Source organism: Paracoccus sp. FO-3 (assembly GCF_006386455.1).
GTDB lineage: Bacteria > Pseudomonadota > Alphaproteobacteria > Rhodobacterales > Rhodobacteraceae > Paracoccus > Paracoccus versutus.
The window spans coordinates 20,969-47,199 of sequence record NZ_VCBQ01000009.1; the positions used below are offsets into that span (position 1 = coordinate 20,969).

The window sequence follows — 26,231 nt, forward strand, 5'->3', positions numbered from 1 at the left end:
ACCTTGGCGGCACGCTTGCCGCTACACAAGCTTTTTAAGCGCAGATCAAGCTTTTTCGGCGTCTTTCCCCAGCAAACGCTGCGAAATTCGTCGCCAAGGGCCCTATTCTAGAGAAAGGCGGTCTCGTTGAACGAGCGCAACTTGCGCGAGTGGATGCGCTCCAACGGCGTCTCGCGCAGCTTTTCCATGGCCCGGATGCCGATCAGCAGGTGGTTCGCGACCTGGGTGCGATAGAAATCCGTGGCCATGCCGGGCAGCTTCAACTCGCCGTGCAGCGGCTTGTCGCTGACGCACAGGAGCGTGCCATAGGGCACGCGAAAGCGGAACCCGTTCGCGGCGATGGTGGCGCTTTCCATGTCCAGCGCGATGGCGCGCGATTGCGACAGCCGCTGCACCGGGCCGGACTGGTCGCGCAATTCCCAGTTGCGGTTGTCGATGGTGGCCACCGTGCCGGTGCGCATGATGCGCTTGAGCTCATAGCCCTCCAGCTGCGTGACCTCGGCCACCGCCTCTTGCAGGGCGACCTGCACCTCGGCCAGGGCCGGGATCGGCACCCAGACCGGCAGGTCGTCGTCCAGCACGTGATCCTCGCGCAGATAGGCATGGGCCAGGACGAAATCGCCCAGGCTCTGGCTGTTGCGCAGCCCGGCGCAATGGCCGACCATCAGCCAGGCATGCGGGCGCAGCACGGCGATATGGTCGGTCGCGGTCTTGGCGTTCGAGGGGCCGACGCCGATATTGACCAGGGTGATGCCGTCGCCGTCCGCGCGCTTGAGGTGATAGGCCGGCATCTGCGGCATCTTGGCGCCGGTGGCGATGATGTCCTCGGGGCGTTCCAGGACCTGGTTGCCCGGCGCGACGAACTCGGTATAGCCCGAATGCGGATCGGCCAGCGCCCGGCGGGCGAAAAGCTCGAACTCGTCCACGTAGAACTGGTAGTTCGTGAACATCACGAAATTCTGGAAATGCTCGGGCAGGGTCGCGGTGTAATGCGCCAGCCGCGCCAGCGAGTAGTCGACGCGCTGCGCGGTAAAGGGCGACAGCGGATGGCTGCCGTCCGGGTTCGGCCCGGCGGTGCCGTTGACGATGTCGTCGTTCATCGTGTTCAGGTCCGGCACGTCGAAGACGTCGCGCAGCGAATAGTCCAGCACGCCTTCCTGCGGCACGTTCAGGTCGCTTTGCGTGGCCACGGCGAAATGCACCGGCATCGGCGTGCCGCTTTCGCCGATCGCCACCGGCACGCCGTGGTTGCGCATCAAAAGCCCGATCTGCTCGGTCAGGTAGCCGCGGAACAGGTCCGGCCTGGTGATCGAGGTCGAATAGGTGCCCGGCAGCGCGACATGGCCGAAGGACAGCCGCGAATCCGTCTTGGAATGGATCGGCACCGTCATGCGCAGTTCCGGGTAGAAGGCGCGATAGCGCGCCGCCGGCCGGCCGCCCTTCAGCGTGGCAAGGAAATGGTCCAGCAGGAAATGCGAGGCGCGCTCGTAAAGCTCGACCAGCCGGGCGACGGCGGCGGCCGGGTCGTCGAAATAGACGCGCTCGGCGGGCTCGGGCGTCTCGATGGGAAGTCTCCGGCTGTCGGTCAACATGCGCGCTCTCCAGTTTCGGCGGAGAGTGCCAGCGCGGCGGCGGGCTGGCAAGCCGGCACCGGACGCCTTATCTGGGGAAGGCAAAGGAGTGATGCGCATGGAATTTTCCATTCTCGATCTGGCGGTGGTGGCCGAGGGCTCGGACGCGCGCCGGGCCATCGCCAATTCCGTGGCATTGGCGCAAGCCGCCGAGGGCTGGGGCTACAGCCGCTTCTGGCTGGCCGAACATCACAACATGCCGGGCATCGCCAGTGCCGCCACCTCGGTGCTGATCGGCCATGTGGCGGACCATACCCGGACGATCCGCGTCGGCGCCGGCGGCGTCATGCTGCCCAACCACGCGCCCCTGGCCATCGCCGAACAGTTCGGCACGCTGGCGACGATCCACGGGCCGCGCATCGACCTGGGCTTGGGCCGCGCGCCGGGCGGCGACGGGGCGGTGATGCATGCGCTGCGCCGGTCCCTGCAGGGCAACCAGGATTTTCCGAACGACGTGGTCGAGCTCATGCACTATCTCGGCCCGCCCCGCCCCGGCGTCCCGGTCGCGGCCCATCCGGGCCAGGGCACGAATGTCCCGGTCTGGATCCTCGGCTCGTCGCTTTACGGCGCGAGCCTCGCCTCGGCGCTTGGCCTGCCCTATGCCTTCGCCAGCCATTTCGCCCCCGGCGACCTCGAGGACGCGCTGCGGCTTTACCGCGAGCGGTTCCAGCCCACCGAGTTTGGCCAGGCGCCGCGCTTCATGCTGGCGGTGAACGTCATCGTCGCCGACAGCGACGCCGAGGCGCAGCGGCTGCGCAGCAGCCAGCAGATCAGCTTCGCCCGGCTGCGGCTGGGCATGCCGGGCCTGCTGCCGCCCCCGGTCGACGACGTGCTTGAGGCGATCCCGGTGCGCATCCTGCCCACGGTCAACGCCGCGCTGGCGGTCAGCGCCGTCGGCAGCCCCGATACCGTCGCCGCCGAACTGGACCGGCTGATCGCCCGCCACCAGCCCGACGAGCTGATCCTGGTCGGCAATATCTACGACCAGGGCGCGCGGCACCGCTCCTTCGCCATGGCGGCCGAGATCCTGCGGGCGCGCGCATGACGAGGATGCTGGTTTTCGGCCACGGCTATTCCGCCGGCTTCCTGACGCCCCTGCTGCTGGCCGAGGGCTGGCATGTCACCGGCACCACCCGCGCCGCCACCGATCGCGTGGCGCAGGCCGGCGCCCAGCCGCTGCGCTGGCCGGGGCAAGAGGATGACGTGCGCCGCGCCATCGCCCAGGCCGACGCGATCCTGGTCTCGGTCGGGCCGGAACAGGGCGCGGACCCGGTCATGGCCGCCTTCGGGGCCGAGATCGCGGCGGCGCGGCCGGGCTGGCTGGGCTATCTTTCCACCACCGGCGTCTATGGCGACCGGGAGGGCGGCTGGGTGGACGAGGACACGCCCTGCACCCCCTCGACCCGGCGCGGGCGCGAGCGGGTCGCGGCCGAGCAGGGCTGGCAGCGGCTCGCCGCCGAACACGGCCTGCCGCTGCACATCTTTCGCCTGGCCGGGATCTATGGGCCGGGGCGCGGCCCCTTTGCCAAGGTCAGGGCGGGCACGGCGCGGCGCATCGTCAAGCCCGGCCAGGTCTTCTCGCGTATCCATGCCGAGGACATCGCCCAGGTGCTGCTGGCCTCGATCCACGCGCCGCGGCCGGGCGCGATCTACAATGTCTGCGACGACGACCCGGCCCCGCCCGAGGCGGTGATCGGCCATGCCGCGGAGCTGTTGGGCCTGCCCCTGCCCCCTGCCGAGGATTACGCGAGCGCCGAGATGACCCCCATGGCGCGCAGCTTCTATGCCGAGAACAAGCGCGTCGCCAACGACCGCATCAAGCGCGAGCTGGGCGTGACCCTGCGCTATCCCGACTATCGCGCCGGGCTGGCCGCACTGGCCCGCGCCGAGGGGATCGAGGCCTAGCAGGCTGCTGAAAAAGTATTTTGAGAGGGCGACGCAGCGGAAATCGTTCTGGATCCAGCTGATATTGGCCCGAAAATAGGGTGTTTTCGGCAAATTTGAGGCGGATTTCCCAGTTCCCCGCCCGCGCTGTCCTGTCGCAAGGACTTTTTCAGCAGCCTGCTAGGGCGCGATCGAGCAGCAGCCCGTCAGCATGCGCGAGGGCTGCTCCTGCCCGTCCAGGATCACCGCGACGGCCAGGGCATAGCTGCGGTCCGACATGCCGTCCGAACATTGCTCGGGCCGCAGGAAGGCGGTCAGCCGGCCCTTGTCGTCGCCGGCGATGATGCCGCGCGTGGGCTCGCCCTCGATGCCGCGATCCATGACCTTGCGCAGCGAAAGCTGGCGCTCGGGCTGGTCGGGCTCGCTGAAGACCAGCCCCTTCTGCACGGTCTTGACCGACCAGAAGGGCTCGGTCCCGCTGCAATGCAGCGCCAGCGGCAGCTCGGCCGGTTTCCACACCGTCGCCTGCGGCTTGAGAAAGCGCAGCGCGACCCAGCCCGTGGTCTCGCCCACGTTCACCCGGCCCCATTTGCCGCTGGCGTCGCGGGAAAGCAGTTCCACGCCCTTGGCGGTCGAGGCGAGCCGGCCGATGACCTTGGCCTTGCCGTCCGGCGCCTCGCGCACGTTCAGCGTGTCCCAGGTCTCGACCACGGTGACGTCGAACAGGTTGGGCAGATGATCCTGCGCCTGCACCGCCAGGGGCGCGGCAAGGGCAAGGCCGGTCAGAAGGATACGCAGAATCTGCTTGCTCATGGTAAGCGTCGCCTCCGGTCAGTCCACATCAAAGAAGTTAGCGTCAATCGAGCGCAGCACATAGGTCTTGTCGATCCTGACGCCGACGCCATGGTCTATCATCAGCCGGGCCAGCCGGGCACCGTCGATCAGGACCACGCGCTGCTGCACGCGGCGCACATACTCCCGCGCCTCGCGCGAAAAGGACGAGGTGGTCACGAACACGCCCTTCGTGGCGCTTTCGCCGGTCATCGAGCCGATGAAGGCCTGTAATGCCGGGCGCCCGACGACATTGTCCAGGCCGTAGCGCTTGGCCTGGATATAGACGGCGTCAAGGCCCAGCTTGTCCTCGTTGACCACGCCGTCGATGCCACCGTCGCCGGATTTTCCGATGGCCTGCCCCATCTCGGTCCGACCGTCGCCATAGCCCATGGCCAGCAGAAGCTCGACGATCAGCCATTCGAAACGGGCAGGGGTCAGCGCCAGAACCTGTTCGAGCAGGTCGTCGGCCAGAGCGGTGTCGAGTTGAGAATAGGCAAACTCGATCAGTTCAGATGGAGTCTGTGCTTCCTCGGCAACCTCGACAGTTTGGGCAGCAGAAGAGGTTGCGGTCCGGCCCTTTCGTTTGGCCCGCCACGCGATATATGGAGGCAGCCCTTGAACATATTTCCTATCGAAGGATCTACCCGACGCAACCAGTTCACGACCGGTTGGGGTAATCACATTATGACCACGCTCGACTTTTTCTGTTAACCCGGCTTGTTGCAACCAGAGCATTGCCCAATCCGCCCGATCAAAGACGCGCGTGCGGCCTCCGCTGGGGATGAGTTCAGCCATCTGCTCATCGTTCAGGGAAAAATGCCGTTGCAGACCCGGCAAGCATTCACGCGCATTCCGCGCGCCATCGGCCAACAAGCGTAAACATACAGGCAGCATATCGCTGCTTGACGGAATTTCGCTCACGCCCGCTTTTCCCCGATCCGGGCCACGCCCAGGACGTCCAGCACCTTGGCCTCGATGTCGGGGGCGGACATGCGGGCGTCGCGATACATGGCCTCGGGGCTGGCGTGGTCGATGAACGTGTCGGGCAGCACCATCTGGCGGAAGCGCAGCCCGCCGTCGAAGACGCCCTCGTCCGCAAGCAACTGCGCGACCAGGCTGCCGAAGCCGCCGACCGCGCCCTCCTCGATGGTGATCAGCGCCTCATGCGTGCGGGCCAGGCGCAGGATCAACGCGCGGTCCAGCGGCTTGGCGAAGCGGGCATCGACCACCGTGGGCGAGATCCCGCGCGCAGAAAGCGCCTCGCGCGCGCGCATGACCTCGGCAAGCCGGGTGCCAAAGGACAGGATGGCGACGCGCTTGCCCTCGGCGACGACCCGGCCCTTGCCGATCTCCAGCACCTCGCCGCGCTCGGGCATCTCGACGCCGGTGCCCTCGCCGCGCGGATAGCGGAAGGCGATGGGGCCTTCGTCATGGGCAGCGGCGGTGGCGACCATATGCACCAGTTCCGCCTCGTCCGCGGCGGCCATCACCACCATGCCGGGCAGGTTCGCCAGGAAGGCGATGTCATAGGCGCCGGCATGGGTGGCGCCATCGGCCCCGACCAGACCGGCGCGGTCGATGGCAAAGCGCACCGGCAGGCGCTGGATCGCCACGTCATGCACCACCTGGTCGTAGCCGCGCTGCAGGAAGGTCGAATAAAGCGCGCAGAAGGGCTTCATCCCCCCCGCCGCCAGCCCGGCCGAGAAGGTCACGGCATGCTGTTCGGCAATGCCCACGTCGAAGCAGCGGCGCGGGAAACGCTCGGCCATCAGGTTCAGCCCGGTGCCGTCCGGCATGGCGGCGGTGACGGCGACGATTCGGGCGTCGCGGCTGGCCTGATCGACCAGCGCGCGGGCGAAGACCGAGGTATAGCTGGGCGCGTTCGACTTGGCCTTGGCCTGCGTCCCGGTCTCGACATCGAATTTCGCCGTGGCATGGCCCTTGTCGGCGGCGCGCTCGGCCGGGGCATAGCCCTTGCCCTTGCGGGTCACGACATGCAGCAGCACCGGCCCCGTCGCCCGCGCCTTGACCGTGCGCAGAAGCGGCAGAAGCTGGTCGAGGTCATGGCCGTCGACCGGGCCGATATAGGAAAAACCCAGTTCCTCGAACAGCGTGCCGCCGACGGCCATGCCCTTGAGCATCTCCTTGGCGCGGCGCGCGCCCTCTTGCAGGCTGGGCGGCAGGAAGCCCACGGCGCCCTTGGCCACGGCCTTCAAGTCCTGGAACGGCCCCTCGGCGTAAAGCCGGGTCAGATAGCGCGACAGCGCCCCGGTCGGGGGCGCGATGGACATCTCGTTGTCGTTCAGCACCACGAAGAGCCGCTTGCCCAGGTCGCCGGCGTTGTTCAGCGCCTCGAAGGCCATGCCCGCGCTCATCGCGCCGTCGCCGATCACCGCGATGGCATCGCCCGGATCGCCGCCCAGCTCGCGCGCCATGGCAAAGCCCAGCGCCGCGCTGATCGAGGTCGAGCTGTGCCCGGCCCCGAAAGGATCATAGGCGCTTTCCGACCGCTTGGTGAAACCGGAAAGCCCGCCCTCCATCCGCAGGGTGCGGATGCGGTCGCGCCGCCCGGTCAGGATCTTGTGCGGATAGCATTGATGCCCCACGTCCCAGATGATCTTGTCGCGCGGCGCGTCGAAGACCGCGTGCAGCGCCACGGTCAGTTCGACCACGCCCAGGCCCGCGCCCAGATGGCCGCCGGTCACGGAAACCGCGCTGACCGTCTCGGCCCGCAGCTCGTCGGCAAGCTGGCGCAGCTCGCGATCGGTCAGATCCTTGAGGTCGGACGGCAGATGCACCCGGTCCAGGATCGGCGTCGCGGGGCGGTCGGAAGTCTCATGGGTCATGGCTTGCCCCTCTCCGGGCGGGCTGTCAGGCGTCGCGTTCGATAACGAAACGCGCGAGCTGCCGCAAGTTTCCTGCGCCCTCGCCATAGGCATCCAGGGCGGTTTCGGCGTCGCGGACCAGCGCGCGCGCCTTGTCCCGCGCGCCCTCCAGCCCCAAGAGCGAGACGAAGGTCGCCTTGTTCGCGGCCCCGTCCTTGCCGGTGCGCTTGCCGGTCTCGGCCTCGCTGCCGGTCACGTCGAGGATGTCGTCCTGGATCTGGAAGGCCAGGCCCAGGTTGCGGGCATAGTCCGCCAGCGGGCCGGGATCCTTGCCGGCCATGACCGCGCCGGCGGTGGCGGCGAACTGGATCAGCGCCCCGGTCTTGGCCTGCTGCAGCCGCGTGATGGCGGCAAGGTCCAGCGGCGCGGCGGCGGTCTCGGCGGCGATGTCCAGCGCCTGGCCCCAGACCATGCCGCGCCCGCCCGCCGCCTCCGAAAGGCCCCGCACCAGCGCCAGCCGGGCCTCGGGCGGCCCGATCTGCGGCTCGGTCAGCAGGCCGAAGGCCAGGCTTTGCAGCGCATCGCCGGCCAGGATCGCGGTCGCCTCGGACCATTGCACATGCACGGTCGGCAGGCCGCGGCGCAGGTCGTCGTCGTCCATCGAGGGCAGGTCGTCATGGACCAGGCTATAGGCATGCAGCGCCTCGACCGCCGCCGCGACCGGCAGCGCAGCCGCGTCGCCCAGGCCGAACAGCCGCGCCGATTCCATGGCCAGGAAGGCGCGGATGCGCTTGCCGCCGGTGCAGGCATAGCGCATGGCATCGGCCAGCTCGCCCGCGGGCAGGCCGGCCATGGCCCCGTCCAGCGCGGCCTGGACCTGCGCCTTCACCTCGCCCAGGCGCTCCTGCATCACAGCCCCTCGGCCGGCGCGGTGCCCTGGGGCTGGCCGTTCGCGGCAAGCGTGATCCTTTCCACCCGCTCCTCGGCCTCGCGCAGGCGCTGGTCGCAATGCGCCCGCAGCAAGGCGCCGCGCTCGTAAAGCTTGATCGATTCCTCCAGCGTGGCCTCGCCATGCTCCAGCCGGCCGACGGTCGCCTCCAGCTCTTTCATCGCATCCTCGAAGGACATGTTCTCGATCTCGGTCACGCCGCAGTCTCCCTCAGCACATCGACATGGGCGCGCGCCGAGCGGCCCAGAGCGGCAAGATCATATCCGCCTTCCAGCGCCGATACCACCGGGGCCGAACAGGCGGCCGCCGTATCGCAGATCATCCGGGTGATGGCGGTGAAATCGGCCTCGTCCCACATCAGCGAGGCCAGCGGGTCCGCGGCATGGGCGTCGAACCCGGCCGAGACCAGCACCAGCTGCGGCCGCCATGCCGCGACCCGGCCGCAGATCGCCGCCCAGGCGGCACGCGCCTCGTCCCCGCCGCTGCCCGGCGCCAGCGCGACATTGACGACCTGGCCATGCGCGCCACGCTCGGCCGGCGCGCCGGTGCCGGGATAAAGCGGCACCTGGTGGGTCGAGGCGAACAGCGCCCGCTTCTCGTCCCACAGCACGTCCTGGGTGCCGTTGCCGTGATGCACGTCGAAATCCAGCACCGCCACCCGGTCCAGCCCATGATGCTCCAGCGCCCGCTTGGCCCCGATCGCGACCGAGGACAGGATGCAGAATCCCATCGCCTTCATGCGCTCGGCATGGTGGCCGGGGGGGCGCATGGCGACGAAGGCATTGGGCGCCTCGCCCGCCAGCACCGCATCCACGGCGGCGCAAACCCCGCCCACGGCATGGCGCGCAGCCTCCAGGCTGCCCGGCGCCAGGTAGGTGTCCGAATCGAGCATGCTCCAGCCCTCGGCCGGCACCTTCCGCCGCAACAGCGCCAGGTATTCGGCCGGATGGGCGCGCAGGATGTCCCGGTCTACCGCCTCGGGCGCCTCGCGCCGCTGCAGGTCGGCCCCCTCCAGCGCCGCCAGCACGGCATCCAGCCGGGCCACCTGCTCGGGATGGCTGGGCGGCGTCACATGCAAAAGCCCCGAGGGATGCGTATAAAGCAAGGTCATCGGCCCAAGGATTATGGACAGCCGCCCCGCCCGGCAAGGAAATGTTCCCGACCTGGCCGAAAATCCCGCCCCCCGGCAGGGCAAATGCCCATCAGGACCGCAATGGCGGCACCCCTCCCCGGCTTCTTCCGTGGACAAATATCCTCGGGGGGAGGCCATCGGCCCCAGGCCGATGGACGGGGGGCAGACAGCCCCCCGGCGACCGCGACGATGGACCGCCCTCAGGCCCTCAGCCGCTGCCCGTCATGGCCGGCGATGCGCACATCCATCAGCGTGCCCTCGGGCATGTCGCGATCAAAGGCAACCTCGGTGAAATGCTCCGTCCGGCCCAGGCGCGGCCCCTCGGTCAGCACCATGCGCGCCGCGCCGACCTCGGCCTCGAGATGCCGGGCCAGCGCCGCATCGCCCGCCGCCCGCAGCCGCGCCGCCCGCTCCCTGATCGCCGGGCCGGGCACGCGCGGCATCCGCGCCGCGGGCGTGCCCTTGCGCGCCGAATAGGGGAACACATGCAGGAATGTCAGCCCGCAATCCTCGACCAGCTTCAGGCTATTGTCGAACATCGCCTCGGTCTCGGTCGGGAAGCCGGCAATGATGTCGGCGCCAAAGACGATGCCGGGCCGCAGCCGCCGCGCCTCCTCGCAAAAGCGGATGGCGTCGTCGCGCAGGTGGCGGCGCTTCATCCGCTTCAGGATCATGTCGTCGCCCGCCTGCAAGGACAGGTGCAGATGCGGCATCAGCCGCGGCTCGGTGGCGATGGCCAGCATCAGGTTCTCGTCCGCCTCGATCGAATCGATCGAGCTGATCCGCAGCCGCGGCAGGTCCGGCACCAGCCGCAGGATGCGCATGACCAGGTCGCCCAGCCGCGGCTGCCCCGGCAGGTCCGCCCCCCAGGAGGTCAGGTCGACCCCGGTCAGCACCACCTCGTTGAAGCCGCGGTCGCGCAGCCGCCGGATCTGGTCCACCACCACCCCGGCCGGCACGGAACGCGAATTGCCGCGGCCATAGGGGATAATGCAGAAGGTGCAGCGATGGTCGCAGCCGTTCTGCACCTGCACATAGGCGCGGTGCCGGCCGAAGCCGTCGATCAGGTGGCCCGCCGTCTCGCGCACGGACATGATGTCGTCGACCTGCACCTTCTCGGTCTCGCCGATCAGATCGGGGGCCTGCATCGCGGCCCAGGTCGCGGGCTGCATCTTTTCATGGTTGCCGATGACCCGGCTGACCTCGGCCATGGCGGCAAAGGTCTCGGGCTCGGTCTGCGCCGCGCAGCCGGTGACGATGACCGGGGCGCCGGGATTTTCCCGCGCCAGCCGGCGGATCTCCTGCCGGGCCTTGCGCACCGCCTCGGCCGTCACCGCGCAGGTGTTCACGATCACCGCGCCCTGCAGCCCGGCGGCCTCGGCCATCTCGCGCATGGCCTCGGTCTCGTAGGCGTTCAGCCGGCAGCCGAGGGTCGCGAAAACCGGGGGCTTCATGTCCTTCATCCGCGCCAGACCCCGTCGAAGACATGCGCGGTCGGGCCGGTCATCCAGACCCCGTCCTCGCGCCAGTCGATCTCCAGCACGCCGCCCGGCACGTTGACCCTGACCCGCCGCCCGGTCAGCCCGCGCCTTGCGGCGGCGACGACGGCCGCGCAGGAACACGACCCCGAGGCCAGCGTGATGCCGGTGCCGCGCTCCCAGATGCGCAGGATGATCTCGCTGTCCGAGACGACCTGAACGATCTCGACATTCGTCCGCTGCGGATAAAGCGGATGATGCTCATGCGCCGGGCCGAAGCGGTCCAGGTCCACCGCCGCCGCATCGGGCACGAAGAAGGTCATGTGCGGGTTGCCCATGCCGGTCGCCACCGGATCGCCCTCGACGGGCAGGTGCAGCGTATCGACATCCCCGGCCAGCGGGATCCCGGCCCAGTCCAGCACCGGCGCACCCATGTTGACGCGGGTCAGGCGGTTCCCGGCATCCTCGGCCGCAAGCACGGCGTGGTCGGTGGCCAGCCGCAGCGCGGGGGCGCCGGTCTCGTCCATCAGGAAGCGCGCGACGCAGCGCGTGGCATTGCCGCAGGCCGCCGAGACCGAGCCATCGGCGTTGAAGAACACCAGCCGCGCATCGGCATTCTCGCCGGGCAGGATGACGGCAAGCTGGTCAAATCCGACGCCGCGATGGCGATCGGCGATGGCGGCCACGGTCGCGGCATCGGGCAGCGCGCCCGAGCGGCGGCTGTCCACGACGACGAAGTCGTTGCCGAGCCCGTGCATCTTCATGAAGGGCAGAGGGGTGCCCTGACCGAGGTTTTGCTGGTGTTCCATGGCGCTGACATACTCCTGCCGAAAAGATTCTGCCAGAGGCGCGATTTTTCCGCTTGACCCTGTCAGCCGCCGACCGTAGTTAGCCCCCCGTGCGATGGGCCCGTAGCTCAGTTGGTAGAGCAACTGACTTTTAATCAGTGGGTCACAGGTTCGAATCCTGTCGGGCTCACCACTGAACTTCCTTACATGACAAGCGGTTACGAGAAACTGTCTACGAGGCGGTTTGGGCGCTAACACCTCCCTGGGGGACACATGGGGGACAATTCGAAGCCGCTCAGGACGCTCCGAATCTAGCGCCAGCGCGCCGCGCACCACTTGGCCGCAATGGCCTCGGCCTCGTTGCAAAACCAGTGCTCGCCCCTGCTCTCATCGATCCGGGTCTTGGTATGGGCCGGCGACCAGGGCGTGTGATAGATCCGCTCGCCCTTGTTCGAGATGTTGCCCTTGATCGGACAGTCTGCTGGCGCCGCTGCGACAGCCCGCGCCCGGAGGTCGGCGCGATAGTCCCAGGCAGGCTGAGATTCGCTCTGTCAGACACCCCGGCCAGCGGAACGGGCCTGCCGGCGCTGTGCGAGCATTGTCGCACCCGAGCATTTCCATCTTTCTCGACCTGCGATTGTCGCTATTCCGCGATTCTGGGCAATCGGGTCGTCAGAAGGGTTGCCGTGGCTGGCTTTCGCGACGATCAGGAATCGCAACCTGCGGCTATTCGGTTGCCACTCTGCCGGGTGGGGGCAACCCTGAAGCCTTGCGTCCCAGCCGGAATACATGGATCAGTCGGAGCATGACGGACCCACAGGCCCCTGAAACGGCACATCCATCGCATGTGGCAAGGCTGTGGCTGGCCCTGCTGCTGGCCCTGCTGGTCGTTATGTTGCCCGGACCACAGGTCACCGAGGCGGCAGGCCAGTCCCAGAAACTGACCGCGCCGGCCCTGACCCTGGCGGCGATCCACGGGCGCGACCTGATCGCCCGCAAGGATGCGGTGCAGATCCGCCCGCTGGCCGCGACGGCGCTGCCGCCACCAGAGCCCCCGTCTCTTCCGCCGCGCATCGCGGCATCTCTCGCCTATGCCTATCAGCCACAAACCGGTGTCTGTGCCGGCAGGCTTGCCCCCTGCGCCCGTGCACCCCCGTCCCTTCCCATGACCGCCTGACAGCATTCTGCCCCCGGTTCCGGGCTGGCAGATCATGACCCTTGCGTTCACGAAGGACGACAGATGACTTCCCACGAAGATGAACCGGCCACGCGCCGGACACCTTTTGCCGAAAAACCAAAGACCGGCGATGCGCCTGAACCTGCCGAAACACCGCCCACACCCGAACAGCTCCAGTCCGGCAAGGCCGTGCTGCTGAACTGGTGCATCATGCTTGCCGGCTTTGGCGGGATTGCCCTGGCCGCCTATTGGCTGCTCGGCTGACCGGCGGCCGCCCCTGCGGAAACGGGTTCGCGGGGGCTGGCCTTGGCCGGCGCAGGGTCAGGCGCCCCTGTCCTGTTCATGCTTGGCCCACAGGTATCCCACGAACGCGCCCTTCACGAGACGGAGGATGACCAGGGTCAGCACGGTTGTCGCCAGCCCTACCGAGACCAGCAGCGTGACCGGATCCGGCCGATAAAGCCCCCAGGCAAGGCCGATCATCGGGATCAACAGCAGGAGCATGATGGTCATGGTGAAGAAGGCCGGGCCATCGGCCGCCCGATAGAGCCCCAGCGGCTCGCCGCAGGATTCGCACTCCTGCACGATGGTCAGGTATCCCCTGAACAGCCGACCCTTGCCGCAATGCGGGCACCTGCCCATCAGCCCTCTCACCGCCGCTGCCCGCTCGTTCCGTTCCTCTGCCATGGCTGTGCGCGCTCCGATTGCTCCTGTCGAAGGATAACACCATGGGGCGAGGATTGGATGTCGCGACATTCGCGACAAAGGGCGTGTGTGTCGCAGGCGTCGGGAGGAGCATGGCCCTTTGGAATCGCAAACCGCTCCTTCCACTACACAAGGGATGCAGCGGAGGGAGCGGCAAACACGAAGCAGGAGCCCCTATGCGCCAGGAAGCCGCTCAAGCTCGGGGAAGGGCTGCCACTGAATGTCCGAGCGGTCACAGAGGGGGTGATCCAGGCTGCCGCCGGCAATCTTGCCGTCCCGGATCGGGATGCCGATGCTGTGCACCCCCAGATAGCGGCCCGAGACATCCTTGCTGTCGGCACGGACGCAGACGCCTTGCAACCCATCCGGCAAGGTCGCCACGTTGGAAATCTCGGCATCGCGGATCGAGGCGGGGTCATAGATGAGTTCCTTGGCACCAGCCACAATCTCGGACTTCAAGGCGGCGCTGGGCGGCGTGGAGCGCGCGATGATTTCGCTGTAATTGTCCGATGCGGTGCAGGCGGCGAGCAGCAACGGCCCGACGATCAGAATGGCTTTTTTCTGCATGATCCACTTTCCCTTCAACGCTTGGGCCTAGGCTAGGAAGTCCTGAGGTCCCGGACAAGCGATAACACTGGCCGCTGTGCTTTGTGCTTGCCAGAATGGGAGGGTCGACCAGCCCATGGAACAGGGATCGGCCGAGGCATGGCAGATCCGCAGCCCCTGACACGGCGAAGCCCCGCACCATGCGGAGGCTGCCAATGCGCTCTTGTTCACCCCCTTCTGGGTTGGGCCGAGAAATCAGCGGTCAGTCATGCCAGGGCGACGGGCCGGCGCTGCGAGTCCCCGAGGTCGCCAGCACCAGCGGCGGCTCCTTGGGGAAGGAACGGATATCGAACCACTTGAAGCAGGTGCCGTCCGTGTTCACCCGGTCGCCCGAGGCGATGGGGTAGCCGTTCGAGGCATGGCGGATCCGCCCGGCCCGGAAGGCCCGCAGGTCCAGCAGCCACCACAGGTCAAAGCCCGTCCCGGCGGCGTTGGCGTGGCCATAGAACAGCCAGTCGCCCTCGCCGTTCACAATCTTGGCCAGTTCGGTCGGGTTGCCCGAAGGCAGGCGCGAGCGAATGGTGAAGTCATAGGGATAGCGGCCGGCATAGCCGTGGCGCCGCACTCTGGCGGCAATCCGCATGTCGCGCCCATCCAGCATCAGCAGATCGGTGGCATGGCGGGTATCGAGGTAATCCGGCGCGACCCGCAGCAGATGCGCGCCGACGATGCGGCGGATCTCGGGGATGAAACGATCCGACCAGTGCCGGTTGATCGAATAGGCCGTGTCCATGCAGATGCGCCCTCGCGCCGGTTGAAGATGGGATGAAAGAATGGAGGCGCCCGACTGGAGCTGGGGACTTCTGTTTCAACCGATCATTCTGCGGGCCTCGGCCCAGAACTGCGCTTTCTGGTCCCGACACTAGCCCCAAGAGCATCTGCCACGAGACCATTGAGCCTCTGCCGCTCATCCTCACCCTCCTGCGTGAGGGAAATCCCATCTCGCTCATTGGCGACGAAGCTGGATTCGCGCATCTTATTGATGATGGTTCGAGCCATCTTCCGGTCTCAATTGATCCGCCTTGCTATCTCGCTCAGGCTCAGCGGTTGGGGCGACTGGCTGAGAACGAGGTAGACGCGGATCTCCGTCATGCTGATCTGCGTCTCGTCCAGCGCGGTCAGCAGGTCGAGGATGAAGCGGTCGATCCTGTCGTCCGGTATCGTGATGTCTTGCACTATCATGCTGCACCTCCGACGAGCGCGCGGGCTTCGGACAAGATTTCTTCAAGCTTGGCTTCTGCGCGCAGGTCGTCAACGCCGATGCCGGCATATACCACCACCTTCGCTATGGCGTCTTGCGCGTTGGCTGCCGGCAGGTCGATTAGGGCCACTTCCATGGCATGGCGACGTGCGCACAGAGCGCTGAACTCAGCGTCGGTTGCTCATTGACTGGAAGGCTTCCGACCTTGCGGATGCTGCTGCCGTATCACATGACACGCTGCGCTCCTTCGAGAGTGGCCGCACAAAAGCCCTGGACCTGGAGAACGAGGAAGCTATCCGCAAGGCCCTTGAGGCCCGAGGCGTTCAGTTCCTCGAAGGCGGGCAGGTCGCGGTGGGGCCTGGGGTGGCGATGAGAGCTGATGGGTCCGATACGGCTTGAAACCGTGCGGCTCTGCATCGCGGCATTCTCTCGAAGATCAATGCGATTGCTTTGCGCTCCGCCTTTCATCCCGCTTGCATTCTGACGAACGCGACCATCCACTGTCCGCAGCATCAACCCAAAGATGAGGGACGGCAATGACTGGCAAGCTTTCGGCGCTACAGCCCTATGCAATCGGAGCCCTGCGCATCGTCGCCGGGCTGCTCTATTTCGAGCATGGAACCCAAAAGCTGTTCGGCATCCCCATCCCCGGCCCCGAAACCCTCGGCACGCTGCCGCTCGTCTCCGGGCTGCTGGAGGTCATCGGCGGCGCCCTGATCATCCTCGGTCTGTTCACTCGGCCGGTGGCGTTCGTCCTGTCCGGGCACATGGCCTTTGCCTATTGGATGGCGCATGCCCCCAAGAGCGTTTTCCCCGTGGCCAACGGCGGCGATGCAGCCATCCTGTTCTGCTTCGTCTTCCTGTTGCTCGTGACCACCGGCCCCGGAGCGCTGTCCATCGACCGGCTCAAGGGCCGCTGAGAGGCTCTGCTGGAACATCCCGCCTCCGGCACGGTTAGACGCGCCGGAGGACGCAACACCATGACCCAAGGCGGACACAGCCAGACCGCAGCAACCCCTGTCCGCGGGCGGCTCAGACTACGCCCGCGGTGATGACCGCCAGCGCGACGGGCGTCAGCGGCGGGAAGGCGAACACGGCGAGCAGGGTCAGCACAAGCACGCTCACGCCGCTGCCAGCGGCTGGATATCGGCCACGTCTGGATCTGGCGTGTTCGTAATCAGGTCGTAGTTCAGTTGAAGGTTCATCCAGAACTCCACCGAGGTTCCCAGGGCCTTGGCGAGCCGCTGCGCCGTGTCCACGGTCATGGCGGTTTCTTTCTTCACAAGGCGCTCGATGCGGGTGCGGGGCACATGGATATGCCGGGCCAGCTTGCCGGCGCTGATCCCCAAGTCGTCCAGGAATTCTTCCTTCAGGATTTCGCCGGGATGGACCGGCACTTGCAGCATGGTCATGGCGGTTCCTTTCAGTGGTAGTCCACGATTTCGACATTGGCAGGGCCGTTCTGGGTCCAGGTGAAACAGATGCGCCACGGGTCGTTGACCCGGATCGAATGCTGGCCCGCCCTATCGCCCTTGAGGGCTTCCAGCCGGTTCGCCTTGGGCGCCCGCAGGTCGTCCAGGAGGTGAGCCGCTTGCAGCATCGCCACCTTGCGGACGGCGATCTTGGACAGGTTGGCGGGAAAGCCCTTGCCCGGCTTGCCAGCCAGGACTTGCGCGGTCAACTCGCCCCTGATGCTCTGTATCATGCAACGATACGTATCGTGTGATGATACAGACATCAAGATATTCCCTGACACCGAAGCTTCGAAATTCCCCCGGATCCTTTGAAAATGTCTCGCCCTTCCGCTGCCTGCACATCACGCCAACCGTGGGGCAGGATCGGGCAGAGTTCGGAGAGGGATGAAACGATGGAAAGCAACGACAAACGTGGTGAGGCGCTCGAGGCATTCGTGATGGACTTGCTGCTGAGTTCGCCCTTGCTGCGGCCGGGGCGCGAGCATGAGACCGCCCGATCCTACCAGGACAAGGCCGCCGTCTCTCATCCCGAGGTGGCGCGCGTTCTTCGCGAGGCTGCTGACCGCCTGCTGCATGGGTGACCCCGCCGTGATCCATCCCCGCTGCATGCATTGGCGCTGGCCACCTCAGAGCGGCAACCAAGGAACCATCCTGCTGCCTTTGATTGAACCATCCTGCTGCCTTTGATTTCATGTAGCCTGCAAGCTACATCTCATGATCGAGATCCGCCAGACAGATACCTTCCGGGAATGGCTGCTGTCCCTTCGCAATGCAAGGGCCAACCGGAAGATTGCCAGCCGCATCCAGCGGCTGCGGTTCGGAAACCCCGGAGATGTGAAGCCGGTTGGCGCTGGCGCGAGCGAGAGGCGCATCAACGAGGGGCCCGGCTATCGGGTCCAGTTCGTTCAGCGCGGATCGGTGCTGGTCGTGCTTTTGTGCGGCGGCACCAAGAGCCGCCAGCAGGCGGACATCGAACAGGCGAAGCGGCTTGTCGCAGAGATGGAGGGTTGAGCATGGCACTGGAAACCACGGCCTTTGACCCGGCCGAATACCTCGACAACGACGAGGCGATTGCGGGCTACCTGTCCGATGCCCTGGCAACCGGGGATGGGGCGTTCATCGCGGATGCGCTGGGCGTGGTCGCGCGCGCCAAGGGCATGAAGCAGATCGCCGAGGATGCCGGGCTGTCGCGCGAAAGCCTCTACCGCGCCTTGAGCGAGAAGGGCAATCCCGAGTTCAGCACCGTCCTGAAGGTGGTGGCAGCGCTTGACATCAATGCGGTTCTCGCCCTTGATGTCGATGCTGCCTTTCCCCGGAACAAACAGAGTTGCCATGTTGTCCCCGACCCGGGTGAGTTCGACAGCCTGGCCGCCGCGGGCCAGTATCCGATGGCGTCGAAACACGGACCGGAGCTTGTCTGCGACCAATGCGATTTCGGCTTGCTGCGTGTCGATCTGATCAACAAGCGGCGTCAGAACATTGGCCGCCACGTCGAACTTGCGGGCGATGTGCAGCATCTGCTCCAGCTCCTGCGGCGGCGGCTGGTTCGACAGCGTCGGCGGCGGCCCCACCCTGATCTGCGCCGCCTCGCGCAAACCGCCTGCGGGTTGCAGGCCAGGTTCGCGCCCGAGCCAGGCCGGATTCAGCGCCAGCCACCGCGCCACGGCATCCACCAGGGTAATCTGGAAGTTGAACGCGGGCTTGTAACCGGGGATCCAGTCCTCGCCGAGCCCCTTCAGCACCGCGCTGATATTCTGGTGCTTGAACTCGACGGACCCCTCGGACCGGTCGTTCAGCAGCAGGAGGAGTGCGCGGCGATGCTCGGCCTTGCTGTAGCGGCGCCCGGAGATGTCGTCGGCCAGCATCGCGAAGTAATCCGCGACGATCAGGTCGTTCTCTTGATCCGTCCAGGGCCCGTTCGACATTGCGCCAGGCTATGGGCACGAAGTCTGTTTGTCATCAGAGACTTCCGGCAGGGATCTCGCTGCTATCGCCGGCCCCATGCACCAGCGCCAAGGCCTGGTGATCGGCCGCCACGGAGCCGTCCTTCTGACCGCCCTGCGCCTTCATGTCAGTCTCCGCCACCGGATTGTCTCGCGAACGGGACGACCCCATGAACGCGGCAACCCATTGGAAATGCAAAGATGTTTTACGCCGTCCCGTGGCCGTCGAGGGGCGCTCGAAGAGAGACGCAGGCCATTCGGAGACCCATTCCGCGTCAAGCGCCCAGTCTCCGAAGGGCGGATGGCCCTACCAACGCCCTTTGAAACAAAAAGAAAAAAGGCCCCAATCGGGGCCCTTGGTCGGATTCAGTATCTGAGTGTGGCGGAGACGAAGGGATTCGAACCCTCGAGGCGGTTTCCCGCCTGCACCCTTAGCAGGGGTGTGCCTTCGACCACTCGGCCACGTCTCCGCCGCGCGGTCTAGCAGGGCAGAGGCGGGAAAAACAAGGGCAAATCGCATGGAAGGGGCGTTTCACGCAAAATTCTCCGCAGCGGGCCGCGAACGGCGCCGGGTGCCCTGCCGCACGGGCCGCGGAGGCGATGCGTCCGTCGCTCCGGTCGACCAAATCCGCCCCGCCCGGACGGTCGGGGCCAGGCGCCGGGCCGCGAGCAAAACCCGGTGCAGGCCGGCGAGGGCGATCGGCGCCGCCAGCAGGCCGGCGCGGTCCGGGAAAAGGTGCGAGACAGGGCGGGGCGTCAGCCTGCAGACCGGCGCGGCCCCGGCAGCCCGCGCCAAGGCCCTGCATCCTCCGCCTCGGGAGCAGAAGGACGATGCGCCCGGCCATACCCGCGGCCAGGATGCGACGCGGAAGGTGAGGACAAGGCTGCCGGTCAGGCGTTGAACAGGAAATGCAGCACGTCGCCGTCCTGCACCACATAGGACTTGCCCTCGACGCGGAACTTGCCGGCCTCGCGCGCGCCGGCCTCGCCCTTGCAGGTGACATAGTCGTCATAGGCGATGGTCTCGGCGCGGATGAAGCCGCGCTCGAAATCGCCGTGGATCACGCCCGCCGCCTGCGGGGCCAGCGTGCCCTTGTGGATGGTCCAGGCGCGCGCCTCCTTGGGGCCGACGGTGAAATAGGTATCGAGGCCCAGCAGCTTGTAGCCCTCGCGGATCAGGCGATCCAGGCCAGCCTCGTGCAGGCCCATCTCCTCGAGGAACATGCCGGCCTCCTCGGGCGGAAGCTGGCTGATCTCCTCCTCGATCTTGGCGGAAATCACCACATGGCCGGCGCCCTGTTCGGCCGCCATCCGGGCCACGCGCTCGGACTGGCTGTTGCCGCTGGCGGCCTTGTCCTCTTCGACGTTGCAGACGAACAGCACCGGCTTGGCGGTCAGCAGTTGCAGCATGTCCCAGGCCTTGCGATCCTCGTCCGCGACCTCGACGGTGCGGGCGGGGCGGCCGGATTCCAGCGCCGCCTGCGCGGCTTTCAGCAGCTTTTCCTGCGCCACCGCCTCCTTGTCGCCGCCCTTCAGCTTGCGCTGGATATTGGCCAGCCGGCGCTCGACGGATTCCAGGTCGGCGATCATCAGCTCGGTCTCGATGGTCTCGGCGTCGGCGATGGGGTCGACGCGGCCCTCGACATGGGTGACGTCGCCATCCTCGAAGCAGCGCAGCACATGGGCGATGGCATCGACCTCGCGGATATTGGCCAGGAACTGGTTGCCCAGCCCCTCGCCCTTGCTGGCGCCCTTCACCAGGCCGGCGATGTCGACGAAGGTGATGCGGGTCGGGATGATCTGCTTGGACCCCGCGATCTCGGCCAGCCTGTCCAGCCGCGGATCGGGCACGGCGACCTCGCCCACGTTCGGCTCGATGGTGCAGAAGGGAAAGTTCGCGGCCTGCGCGGCGGCGGTTTTCGTCAGCGCGTTGAACAGCGTCGATTTGCCCACGTTCGGCAGGCCGACGATCCCCATGCGAAAGCCCATGATGCACCCCTTTTCCCGGATTTCCGCGCTTATTATGGGGCGATGACGCGCAAGTCCAGTGGCGGGCCGTTGATCTTGCCCCTCAAGCCGGGCTAGGGCTGGGCGGACCATGAGGGAACGGGGCGCATGAGCAGAATCGACGACACTTTCGCGCGGCTGGCCGAAACCGGCGGCAAGGCCTTCGTCGCCTATATGATGGGCTGCGACCCGGATTTCGACACCTCGCTGCAGATCATGCGCGGCCTGCCCGGCGCGGGAGTGGACATCATCGAGCTGGGCATGCCCTTCACCGACCCGATGGCGGACGGCGCCACGATCCAGGCGGCGGGCCAGCGCGCGCTGGCGGCGGGCGGCAGCGTGACCCGCGTGCTGGACATGGTGCGCGCCTTTCGCGCCCAGGACGACGCCACGCCCATCGTGCTGATGGGCTATTACAACCCGATCTATGCCCGCAAGGGCGGCGTGGACCGCTTTATCGCCGAGGCGGTCGAGGCCGGGGTGGACGGGCTGATCGTGGTGGACCTGCCGCCCGAGGAAGATGCCGAGCTGTGCCTGCCGGCGCGCGAGGCCGGGCTGAACTTCATCCGCCTGGCGACGCCGACCACCGACGACCGGCGCCTGCCCGCCGTGGTGCAGAACACCAGCGGCTTCGTCTATTACGTCTCGGTCACAGGCATCACCGGCGGCCCCGCGGCGAACGCGGCCGAGGTCGCGCCCGAGGTCGCCCGGATCCGCGCCAGCGCCGGGCTGCCGGTCGTGGTCGGCTTCGGCATCTCGACGCCCGAGGCTGCGCAGGCGGTGGCGGGCGTGGCCGACGGCTGCGTGGTGGGCTCGGCCATCGTCAAGCTGATCGGCGAGGGCCGCCCGGTGCCCGAGATCCTGTCCTTCGTCGCGGACCTGGCCAAGGGCGCGCATAGCGCCTGAACCGATCCCCGCCCCGGCGCGTTCGATGATGCAGAACGCCGCGTTCCAGCCTTTGCCGGTTGGGGAAACGCGGCGCGACGCTATCTTGGACGCATCGCAAGACGGAGGATCCCATGCCCACCCTGTTCTACCATGCCGGCGCCTGCTCGCTCGCGCCCCATATCGTGCTGGAATGGACCCAAGCGCCCTACGAGGCGGTGGCGGTCGAATTCGGCTCGGCGGAACTGATGGCGGTGAACCCGGCCGGCGCCGTGCCTGTGCTGCGCGAGGATGACGGCTGGATCCTGACCCAGGCGGGCGCGATCCTGCACCACCTGGCCCGCAAGCATCCCGAGGCCGACCTGGCCGGCGGCGACGAGTTGCGGGCGCAGGCGGAACTCGACCGCTGGTCGAGCTTCTTCACCGGCGACCTGCATCCGGCCTTCTTCCCGCTGTTCACGCCGCAGCGCTATACCACCCGCCGCGATGAGGCCGACCGCGAAGCGGTGCAAGAGGCCGCGCGCAAGCTGGTCCGCAAGCGGCTGGCGCTGCTGGACGCGCATCTGGACGGCCGCGACTGGATCCTGGGCCGCCGCTCGGTGATCGACGCCTATGCCTTTCCGATGCTGCGTTGGGCCGGGAAGCTGCTGCCCGAGGGCACCCAGGGCTGGGCCAATGTGCAGGCCCTGCATGACCGCATCGCGGCCGATCCGGCCGTGCAGACCGTCCTGGCCCGCGAAGAGGGCGCATAAAGGGGAAAGCCATGCCCAGTGGCATCCATCACGTCACCGGCATCACCCGCCGGGTCCAGGCCAATGTCGATTTCTACGCCGGCTTCCTGGGCCTGCGCCTGGTCAAGCGCACCGGCGGCTTCGAGGATGCCGAGCAATTGCACCTGTTCTATGGCGACGCGCTCGGCTCGCCCGGCTCGCTCGTCACCTTCCTGGTGTGGGAGGACGGGGCAAGGGGCCGGGTCGGCCATGGCCAGGTCGCCGAGATCGCGCTGGCCGTGCCGCCCGACAGCATCGGCGACTGGCTGACCCGCGCCATGACCGCCCGCGTGCCGGTCGAGGGGCCGCTGCGCGAGCGGGGCGAAACCGTGCTGCGGCTGAAAGACCCCGACGGCGTGATCGTCAAGCTGGTGGGGGCGGACCTGCCTGCCACGGCCCCCCTGCCCGACCCGATCGCGCCGACGCGGCTGCGCGGCGTCACCATCCTGACCGAGCAGCCTGCGGCGACGCGCGATTTTCTGACCCGCTTCGGCTATCGCCCCGGCACGGCCGAGGGCGCGGTGCAGCGCATGGCCTCAGACACGGATGTCGTCGACATCCGCGACGCCACCGGCTTCTTTCCGGGCATTCCCGGCACCGGCATCCTGGACCACGTCGCCTTTCGCGCGCCGGATGCCGATGCGCTGCGCCGGATGCGGCTGGCGTTGCAGGATACCGATGCAACCAGCGTGCATGACCGGAAATATTTCCTGTCGCTTTATGTGCGCGAGCCGGCGGGGACGCTGCTGGAATATGCCACCGACGCGCCCGGCTTCACCCTGGACGAGACGCCCGAGGATCTGGGCCGAACGCTGTTCGTCCCGCCCGATGACGCGGCCCGCGCCGACGACCTGCGCGTGATCCTGCCGCAATTCGCCCTGCCGGGCGAGGAAAGGAGCCCGATGCGCGATCTGCATTTCATCCACCGCTTCCACCGGCCGGAAAACCCGGACGGCAGCACCATCGTGCTGCTGCATGGCACCGGCGGCAACGAAACCGATCTGATGCCGCTGGCCCATCGCATCGCGCCCCGCGCCACGCTGCTGGGCGTCCGCGGCCGCTCGACCGAAGAGGGGATCAACCGCTGGTTCCGCCGCTATGACGCGGTGACCTACGATCAGGCGGATGTCCGGGCCGAGGCCGAGGCCTTTGCCGGCTTCATCGACGAAGCCGCGCGGGCCTATGGCCTGGACCCCGAGGCGCTGGTCTACCTGGGTTATTCCAACGGCGCGAACCTGCTGGGCGCGGTGCTGCAGCTGCATCCCGGCCTGATCGGGCGCGCGGTGCTGATCCGCGCCGTGCAGGTGCTGGAGGCGCCGCCGGCGCTGGACGCGCAGGCCCTGGCCGGCAGCCGGGTGCTGATGCTGACCGGCGCCCGCGATCCCTTTGCCCGCATGGCCCCGGCGCTGGAGCGCGCCTTGCAGGGCGGCGGCGCGGCGCTGGAGGCGCGGACCGTCGATGCGGGGCACGAGTTGCGGCCCGAGGACGTGTCGCTGGCCGGCGAATGGCTGGGCCGCGACTGACGCCCAGGCCGGCAGCGCGGCGCCCGTCCGCGCTGCCGCATGGGTATTTGTGGAACAGAGAAGATGGACAGGCGGGTCGCGAAGCCCGCCTGCTTCCTTCCGGCGCGGCCTGTTTCCGATTTCCGAACGCCGCTTCCGATTTCGGTTGGCTTGTCCGAAAGCCTCGCAGGGCCCAATTTGAGGCCACGACATTCAACCAGAAGGGCCGCGTCCGGCCCGCCAAACCATGACGAAGGACCAGACCATGACCCGGAAACCGCATATCGCCATCATCATCGGCTCGACCCGCGCGGCGCGCTTTGCCGACAAGCCCGCCGCCTGGCTGCTGGAAAACGCCCGGAAGCGCGAGGACATGAGCTTCGAGCTGGTGGACCTGCGCGACTACGACCTGCCGCTGTTCGACGAGGTCGCCTCGAACCTCTGGGTGCCGTCGCAGGATGCGCGCGCGGTGAAATGGCAGCAGAAGCTGGCCGAGTTCGACGGCTATGTCTTCCTGACCTCGGAATACAACCACTCGGTCAGCGGCTCGCTGAAGAATGCGCTGGATCAGGCCTACAAGGAATGGAACCGCAAGCCGGCGGCGGCCATGGGCTATGGGGGCGTCGGCGCCGCCCGCGCCATCGAGCATCTGCGCGGCATCGCCGTCGAATTGCAGATGGTGCCGCTGCGCAACGCCGTGCATCTGGGCGGCGGCGATTTCTTCAAGGTCTCGCCCCTGGGCGCCAATGGCGAGATGGCCGAGGTCGAGGCGAACCTGCTGCCCGCGCTGGAGGCCATGCTGGACGAGCTGCATTGGTGGGCCGAGGCGACCATGGCGCAGCGCGCCAAGACCGCCTGATATTATCTTGTTAATCAGTTCACGGGGCGGTCACTTCGACCGCCCCTTTTTCTTGCTGGCCGTGTTCAGCGCCACGGCGGCGCGGATCAGCGCCTTCAGCGCCTCGGCGTCGATCCGCTCGCCCTCGCGCAGGTCGATGGCGCGGCGGGTGTTGCCTTCCAGGCTGGCGTTGAACAGGCCCGCCGGATCCTCGAGCGCCGCGCCCTTGGCGAAGGTCATCTTGACCACCTGCTTGTAGGTCTCGCCGGTGCAGAGGATGCCGTCATGCGACCAGACCGGCACGCCGCGCCATTTCCATTCCTCGACCACCTCGGGATCGGCCTCGTGGATCAGGGCGCGCAGCCGCGCCAAGGTCTCGCCGCGCCAGTCGCCCAGCTCCTTGATCCGTGCGTCGATCAGTTCCGAGGCGGGCTTGTCCGTTTCCGGCTGGCTCATGGGGTATCGCTCCCTTTCGTCCTGTCGCGCAGCAGAGCATGGGGCGAAACCCCCGATGCGGCAACAGGCCCGAAGGCCGCGGGCGGATTCTTGCGCGCAAGAAAAAGGCCGCCGAAGCGATCCGGCGGCCTTTCGTTCGGTTCGGCAGGGTTCAGTCCAGCGGCTTCAGCCGCGCCTCGATCTGTGCGCGCTGCCCTTCCAGGAAAGGCGGCAGGGACAGCGTCTCGCCCAGGCTCTCCAGCGGCTCGTCCACGGCGAAGCCGGGATCGTCGCTGGCGATCTCGAACAGGTTGCCCCCCGGCTCGCGGAAATAGAGCGAGCGGAAATAATAGCGCTCGACCTCGCCCGAATTGGGCACCCGCATCTCGGAAAGCCGGGCGGCCCAGGCGTGGATCGCCGGCTTGTCGGGCACGCGGAAGGCGACGTGATGCACCCCGCCCGCACCCTGGCGCGCCACCGGCAGGTCGGGCTGGACCGCCACATGCAGCTCGGCCGCAGGGCCGCCCTGTCCCATTTCGTAGACATGGACGGTGCCGTGCCCGTCGGGGCTGGCATAGTCGCGGACCTTGCGCATGGCCATGACATGGGTCAGCACCGCCTCGGTCGGGGCCAGTTCCGGCACCGAGATGGTGATCGGCCCCAGCCCGTGGATCTGGTGCTGCGCCGGCACCGGGCTTTTTTCCCAGGGCGCGGCCACGGCATCGGCGGCGTCCTCGGCCAGGCGGAAACGCTGGCCCTCGGGGTCTTCGAAATCGAGGCTGGCGCGGGTGTCGATCCGGGCGATCTGCCCCACGGTCAGGCCGCGGTCCTGAAGCCGCCCGGCCCAATAGTCCAGGCTGTCGCCCGCGACCCGCAGCCCGGTGCGGCTGATCGAATGCGTCCCGCGCCGTTCCCGCGCCGCCGGCCAGTCGAAAAAGGTCAGGTCGGTGCCAGGCCGTGCCAGCCCGTCGGCATAGAACAGATGATAGGCGCTGGTGTCGTCCTGGTTGACGGTCTTCTTGACCAGCCGCAGCCCCAGCGTGTCGGTATAGAACCGCTTGTTGCCGGGCGCATCGGCGGTGATCGCCGTCAGGTGGTGAATTCCGGTCAGCTCCATGATGGGCCTCCTTTCTGTCGGCACCAATATCGGCCATGGGCGGCTTTTG

30 protein-coding genes, 2 tRNA genes and 2 pseudogenes are annotated in these 26,231 nt (G+C 67.5%); 13 read left to right on the forward strand and 21 right to left on the reverse strand.

The features are described from left to right. Window positions 1-107 precede the first annotated feature (107 nt). Complete coding sequence (locus FE811_RS03900; RefSeq protein ID WP_036749994.1) at window positions 108-1,592, reverse strand: AMP nucleosidase; 1,485 nt, start codon at window positions 1,590-1,592, stop codon at window positions 108-110. 97 nt (window positions 1,593-1,689) lie between these two features. Here FE811_RS03900 and FE811_RS03905 point away from each other — a divergent pair, with 97 nt between their 5' ends. Both FE811_RS03905 and FE811_RS03910 read left to right on the forward strand, forming a co-directional pair. Beyond that, window positions 1,690-2,676 (forward strand): LLM class flavin-dependent oxidoreductase, encoded by a 987-nt coding sequence (locus FE811_RS03905; protein ID WP_116222420.1) that lies wholly within the window; start codon window positions 1,690-1,692, stop codon window positions 2,674-2,676. After that, window positions 2,673-3,536: an SDR family oxidoreductase gene (locus FE811_RS03910; RefSeq protein ID WP_116221917.1), complete on the forward strand. Its 864-nt coding sequence runs from the start codon at window positions 2,673-2,675 to the stop codon at window positions 3,534-3,536. The genes FE811_RS03905 and FE811_RS03910 overlap by 4 nt, the downstream gene beginning before the upstream one ends. 159 nt (window positions 3,537-3,695) lie before the next feature. Here the strand turns inward: FE811_RS03910 and FE811_RS03915 are convergent, their stop codons facing one another. From FE811_RS03915 to dapF, 8 genes are all read right to left on the reverse strand, one after another. Continuing rightward, a complete protein-coding gene (locus FE811_RS03915; RefSeq protein ID WP_240540305.1) occupies window positions 3,696-4,328 on the reverse strand; it encodes a COG3650 family protein in 633 nt (210 codons plus the stop codon). A gap of 18 nt (window positions 4,329-4,346) precedes the next feature. Continuing rightward, on the reverse strand, window positions 4,347-5,243 hold the full coding sequence (locus FE811_RS03920; RefSeq protein ID WP_116221916.1) for a restriction endonuclease: 897 nt from the start codon (window positions 5,241-5,243) through the stop codon (window positions 4,347-4,349). A gap of 23 nt (window positions 5,244-5,266) precedes the next feature. Further along, window positions 5,267-7,195 carry a 1-deoxy-D-xylulose-5-phosphate synthase gene (gene dxs / locus FE811_RS03925; protein WP_072463712.1) on the reverse strand — a complete coding sequence of 643 codons (1,929 nt, stop codon included), beginning with the start codon at window positions 7,193-7,195 and terminating at the stop codon, window positions 5,267-5,269. 25 nt (window positions 7,196-7,220) lie between these two features. Beyond that, the gene (locus FE811_RS03930) at window positions 7,221-8,084 is read right to left on the reverse strand and encodes a polyprenyl synthetase family protein (protein ID WP_036749984.1); all 864 of its coding nucleotides are present in this window, start codon (window positions 8,082-8,084) and stop codon (window positions 7,221-7,223) included. Continuing rightward, window positions 8,084-8,320 (reverse strand): exodeoxyribonuclease VII small subunit, encoded by a 237-nt coding sequence (locus FE811_RS03935; protein ID WP_036749981.1) that lies wholly within the window; start codon window positions 8,318-8,320, stop codon window positions 8,084-8,086. Before FE811_RS03935 ends, FE811_RS03930 begins: the two co-directional genes overlap by 1 nt. Then, window positions 8,317-9,234, reverse strand: coding sequence for a histone deacetylase family protein (locus tag FE811_RS03940; RefSeq protein ID WP_116221915.1), 918 nt, complete (start codon window positions 9,232-9,234; stop codon window positions 8,317-8,319). The genes FE811_RS03935 and FE811_RS03940 overlap by 4 nt, the downstream gene beginning before the upstream one ends. Before the next feature lie 221 nt (window positions 9,235-9,455). Then, window positions 9,456-10,709, reverse strand: a complete 1,254-nt coding sequence (gene mtaB / locus FE811_RS03945; RefSeq protein WP_116222419.1) for a tRNA (N(6)-L-threonylcarbamoyladenosine(37)-C(2))-methylthiotransferase MtaB — start codon at window positions 10,707-10,709, stop codon at window positions 9,456-9,458. 5 nt (window positions 10,710-10,714) lie between these two features. Then, window positions 10,715-11,542 carry a diaminopimelate epimerase gene (gene dapF / locus FE811_RS03950; protein ID WP_036749975.1) on the reverse strand — a complete coding sequence of 276 codons (828 nt, stop codon included), beginning with the start codon at window positions 11,540-11,542 and terminating at the stop codon, window positions 10,715-10,717. Window positions 11,543-11,638: 96 nt separating this feature from the next. Between dapF and FE811_RS03955 the strand changes: the two genes are divergently transcribed. The 3 genes from FE811_RS03955 to FE811_RS03965 all read left to right on the forward strand — a co-directional run bounded on the left by FE811_RS03955 (window position 11,639) and on the right by FE811_RS03965 (window position 12,962). Continuing rightward, window positions 11,639-11,714: transfer RNA gene (locus FE811_RS03955), tRNA-Lys, on the forward strand. Between the two features lie 612 nt (window positions 11,715-12,326). After that, window positions 12,327-12,698 (forward strand): hypothetical protein, encoded by a 372-nt coding sequence (locus FE811_RS03960; protein WP_114535201.1) that lies wholly within the window; start codon window positions 12,327-12,329, stop codon window positions 12,696-12,698. Window positions 12,699-12,761: 63 nt separating this feature from the next. Then, complete coding sequence (locus tag FE811_RS03965; RefSeq protein WP_116221914.1) at window positions 12,762-12,962, forward strand: hypothetical protein; 201 nt, start codon at window positions 12,762-12,764, stop codon at window positions 12,960-12,962. Between the two features lie 57 nt (window positions 12,963-13,019). On the opposite strand, the gene FE811_RS03970 is transcribed toward FE811_RS03965, so the two are convergent. The 5 genes from FE811_RS03970 to FE811_RS27335 form a co-directional block, all read right to left on the reverse strand. Then, entirely contained in the window at window positions 13,020-13,385 is a 366-nt protein-coding gene (locus FE811_RS03970; RefSeq protein WP_116221913.1) for a DUF983 domain-containing protein, read from the reverse strand. Between the two features lie 192 nt (window positions 13,386-13,577). Further along, entirely contained in the window at window positions 13,578-13,970 is a 393-nt protein-coding gene (locus tag FE811_RS03975; protein ID WP_116221912.1) for a hypothetical protein, read from the reverse strand. Window positions 13,971-14,211: 241 nt separating this feature from the next. Next, entirely contained in the window at window positions 14,212-14,742 is a 531-nt protein-coding gene (locus FE811_RS03980; protein WP_116221911.1) for a hypothetical protein, read from the reverse strand. 275 nt (window positions 14,743-15,017) lie between these two features. Further along, window positions 15,018-15,191 carry a hypothetical protein gene (locus tag FE811_RS27330; RefSeq protein ID WP_166435525.1) on the reverse strand — a complete coding sequence of 58 codons (174 nt, stop codon included), beginning with the start codon at window positions 15,189-15,191 and terminating at the stop codon, window positions 15,018-15,020. Then, entirely contained in the window at window positions 15,188-15,346 is a 159-nt protein-coding gene (locus FE811_RS27335) for a hypothetical protein (RefSeq protein WP_166435524.1), read from the reverse strand. Before FE811_RS27335 ends, FE811_RS27330 begins: the two co-directional genes overlap by 4 nt. 400 nt (window positions 15,347-15,746) lie before the next feature. On the opposite strand from FE811_RS27335, the gene FE811_RS03990 reads away from it, so the two are divergent. After that, complete coding sequence (locus FE811_RS03990) at window positions 15,747-16,130, forward strand: DoxX family protein (RefSeq protein WP_116221910.1); 384 nt, start codon at window positions 15,747-15,749, stop codon at window positions 16,128-16,130. Window positions 16,131-16,331: 201 nt separating this feature from the next. Here the strand turns inward: FE811_RS03990 and FE811_RS03995 are convergent, their stop codons facing one another. Together FE811_RS03995 and FE811_RS04000 are read right to left on the reverse strand one after the other, a co-directional pair. Continuing rightward, entirely contained in the window at window positions 16,332-16,622 is a 291-nt protein-coding gene (locus FE811_RS03995; protein WP_116221909.1) for a HigA family addiction module antitoxin, read from the reverse strand. A gap of 11 nt (window positions 16,623-16,633) precedes the next feature. Further along, complete coding sequence (locus FE811_RS04000; protein ID WP_116221908.1) at window positions 16,634-16,915, reverse strand: type II toxin-antitoxin system RelE/ParE family toxin; 282 nt, start codon at window positions 16,913-16,915, stop codon at window positions 16,634-16,636. A gap of 162 nt (window positions 16,916-17,077) precedes the next feature. Between FE811_RS04000 and FE811_RS04005 the strand changes: the two genes are divergently transcribed. The 3 genes and pseudogenes from FE811_RS04005 to FE811_RS04015 form a co-directional block, all read left to right on the forward strand. Continuing rightward, window positions 17,078-17,266, forward strand: coding sequence for a hypothetical protein (locus tag FE811_RS04005; protein ID WP_036749949.1), 189 nt, complete (start codon window positions 17,078-17,080; stop codon window positions 17,264-17,266). A gap of 133 nt (window positions 17,267-17,399) precedes the next feature. Continuing rightward, window positions 17,400-17,696, forward strand: coding sequence for a type II toxin-antitoxin system RelE/ParE family toxin (locus FE811_RS04010; protein ID WP_140846810.1), 297 nt, complete (start codon window positions 17,400-17,402; stop codon window positions 17,694-17,696). A gap of 2 nt (window positions 17,697-17,698) precedes the next feature. Continuing rightward, window positions 17,699-17,905, forward strand: a pseudogene (locus FE811_RS04015) (addiction module antidote protein); the annotation flags it as partial. A 261-nt stretch (window positions 17,906-18,166) separates the two neighbouring features. Here FE811_RS04015 and FE811_RS04020 read toward each other — a convergent pair. The 3 genes and pseudogenes from FE811_RS04020 to ychF form a co-directional block, all read right to left on the reverse strand. After that, window positions 18,167-18,610 (reverse strand): annotated as a pseudogene (locus FE811_RS04020) (hypothetical protein); the annotation flags it as partial. 398 nt (window positions 18,611-19,008) lie between these two features. Further along, a tRNA-Ser gene (locus tag FE811_RS04025) sits at window positions 19,009-19,098 on the reverse strand. 421 nt (window positions 19,099-19,519) lie between these two features. Continuing rightward, window positions 19,520-20,617: a redox-regulated ATPase YchF gene (ychF, locus tag FE811_RS04030; RefSeq protein ID WP_036749941.1), complete on the reverse strand. Its 1,098-nt coding sequence runs from the start codon at window positions 20,615-20,617 to the stop codon at window positions 19,520-19,522. A 126-nt stretch (window positions 20,618-20,743) separates the two neighbouring features. On the opposite strand from ychF, the gene trpA reads away from it, so the two are divergent. The 4 genes from trpA (at window position 20,744) to FE811_RS04050 (ending at window position 24,651) form a co-directional block, all read left to right on the forward strand. Further along, entirely contained in the window at window positions 20,744-21,541 is a 798-nt protein-coding gene (trpA, locus tag FE811_RS04035) for a tryptophan synthase subunit alpha (protein WP_116221856.1), read from the forward strand. A gap of 113 nt (window positions 21,542-21,654) precedes the next feature. Then, complete coding sequence (locus FE811_RS04040; protein ID WP_116221855.1) at window positions 21,655-22,272, forward strand: glutathione S-transferase family protein; 618 nt, start codon at window positions 21,655-21,657, stop codon at window positions 22,270-22,272. A gap of 11 nt (window positions 22,273-22,283) precedes the next feature. Continuing rightward, window positions 22,284-23,813 (forward strand): VOC family protein, encoded by a 1,530-nt coding sequence (locus tag FE811_RS04045; protein ID WP_116221854.1) that lies wholly within the window; start codon window positions 22,284-22,286, stop codon window positions 23,811-23,813. A gap of 244 nt (window positions 23,814-24,057) precedes the next feature. Continuing rightward, window positions 24,058-24,651: an NADPH-dependent FMN reductase gene (locus tag FE811_RS04050; protein ID WP_116222414.1), complete on the forward strand. Its 594-nt coding sequence runs from the start codon at window positions 24,058-24,060 to the stop codon at window positions 24,649-24,651. A 30-nt stretch (window positions 24,652-24,681) separates the two neighbouring features. On the opposite strand, the gene FE811_RS04055 is transcribed toward FE811_RS04050, so the two are convergent. Next, the gene (locus FE811_RS04055) at window positions 24,682-25,086 is read right to left on the reverse strand and encodes a DUF1801 domain-containing protein (RefSeq protein WP_116221853.1); all 405 of its coding nucleotides are present in this window, start codon (window positions 25,084-25,086) and stop codon (window positions 24,682-24,684) included. A gap of 151 nt (window positions 25,087-25,237) precedes the next feature. Then, window positions 25,238-26,182: a ring-cleaving dioxygenase gene (locus tag FE811_RS04060; RefSeq protein WP_116221852.1), complete on the reverse strand. Its 945-nt coding sequence runs from the start codon at window positions 26,180-26,182 to the stop codon at window positions 25,238-25,240. Window positions 26,183-26,231 lie beyond the last annotated feature (49 nt).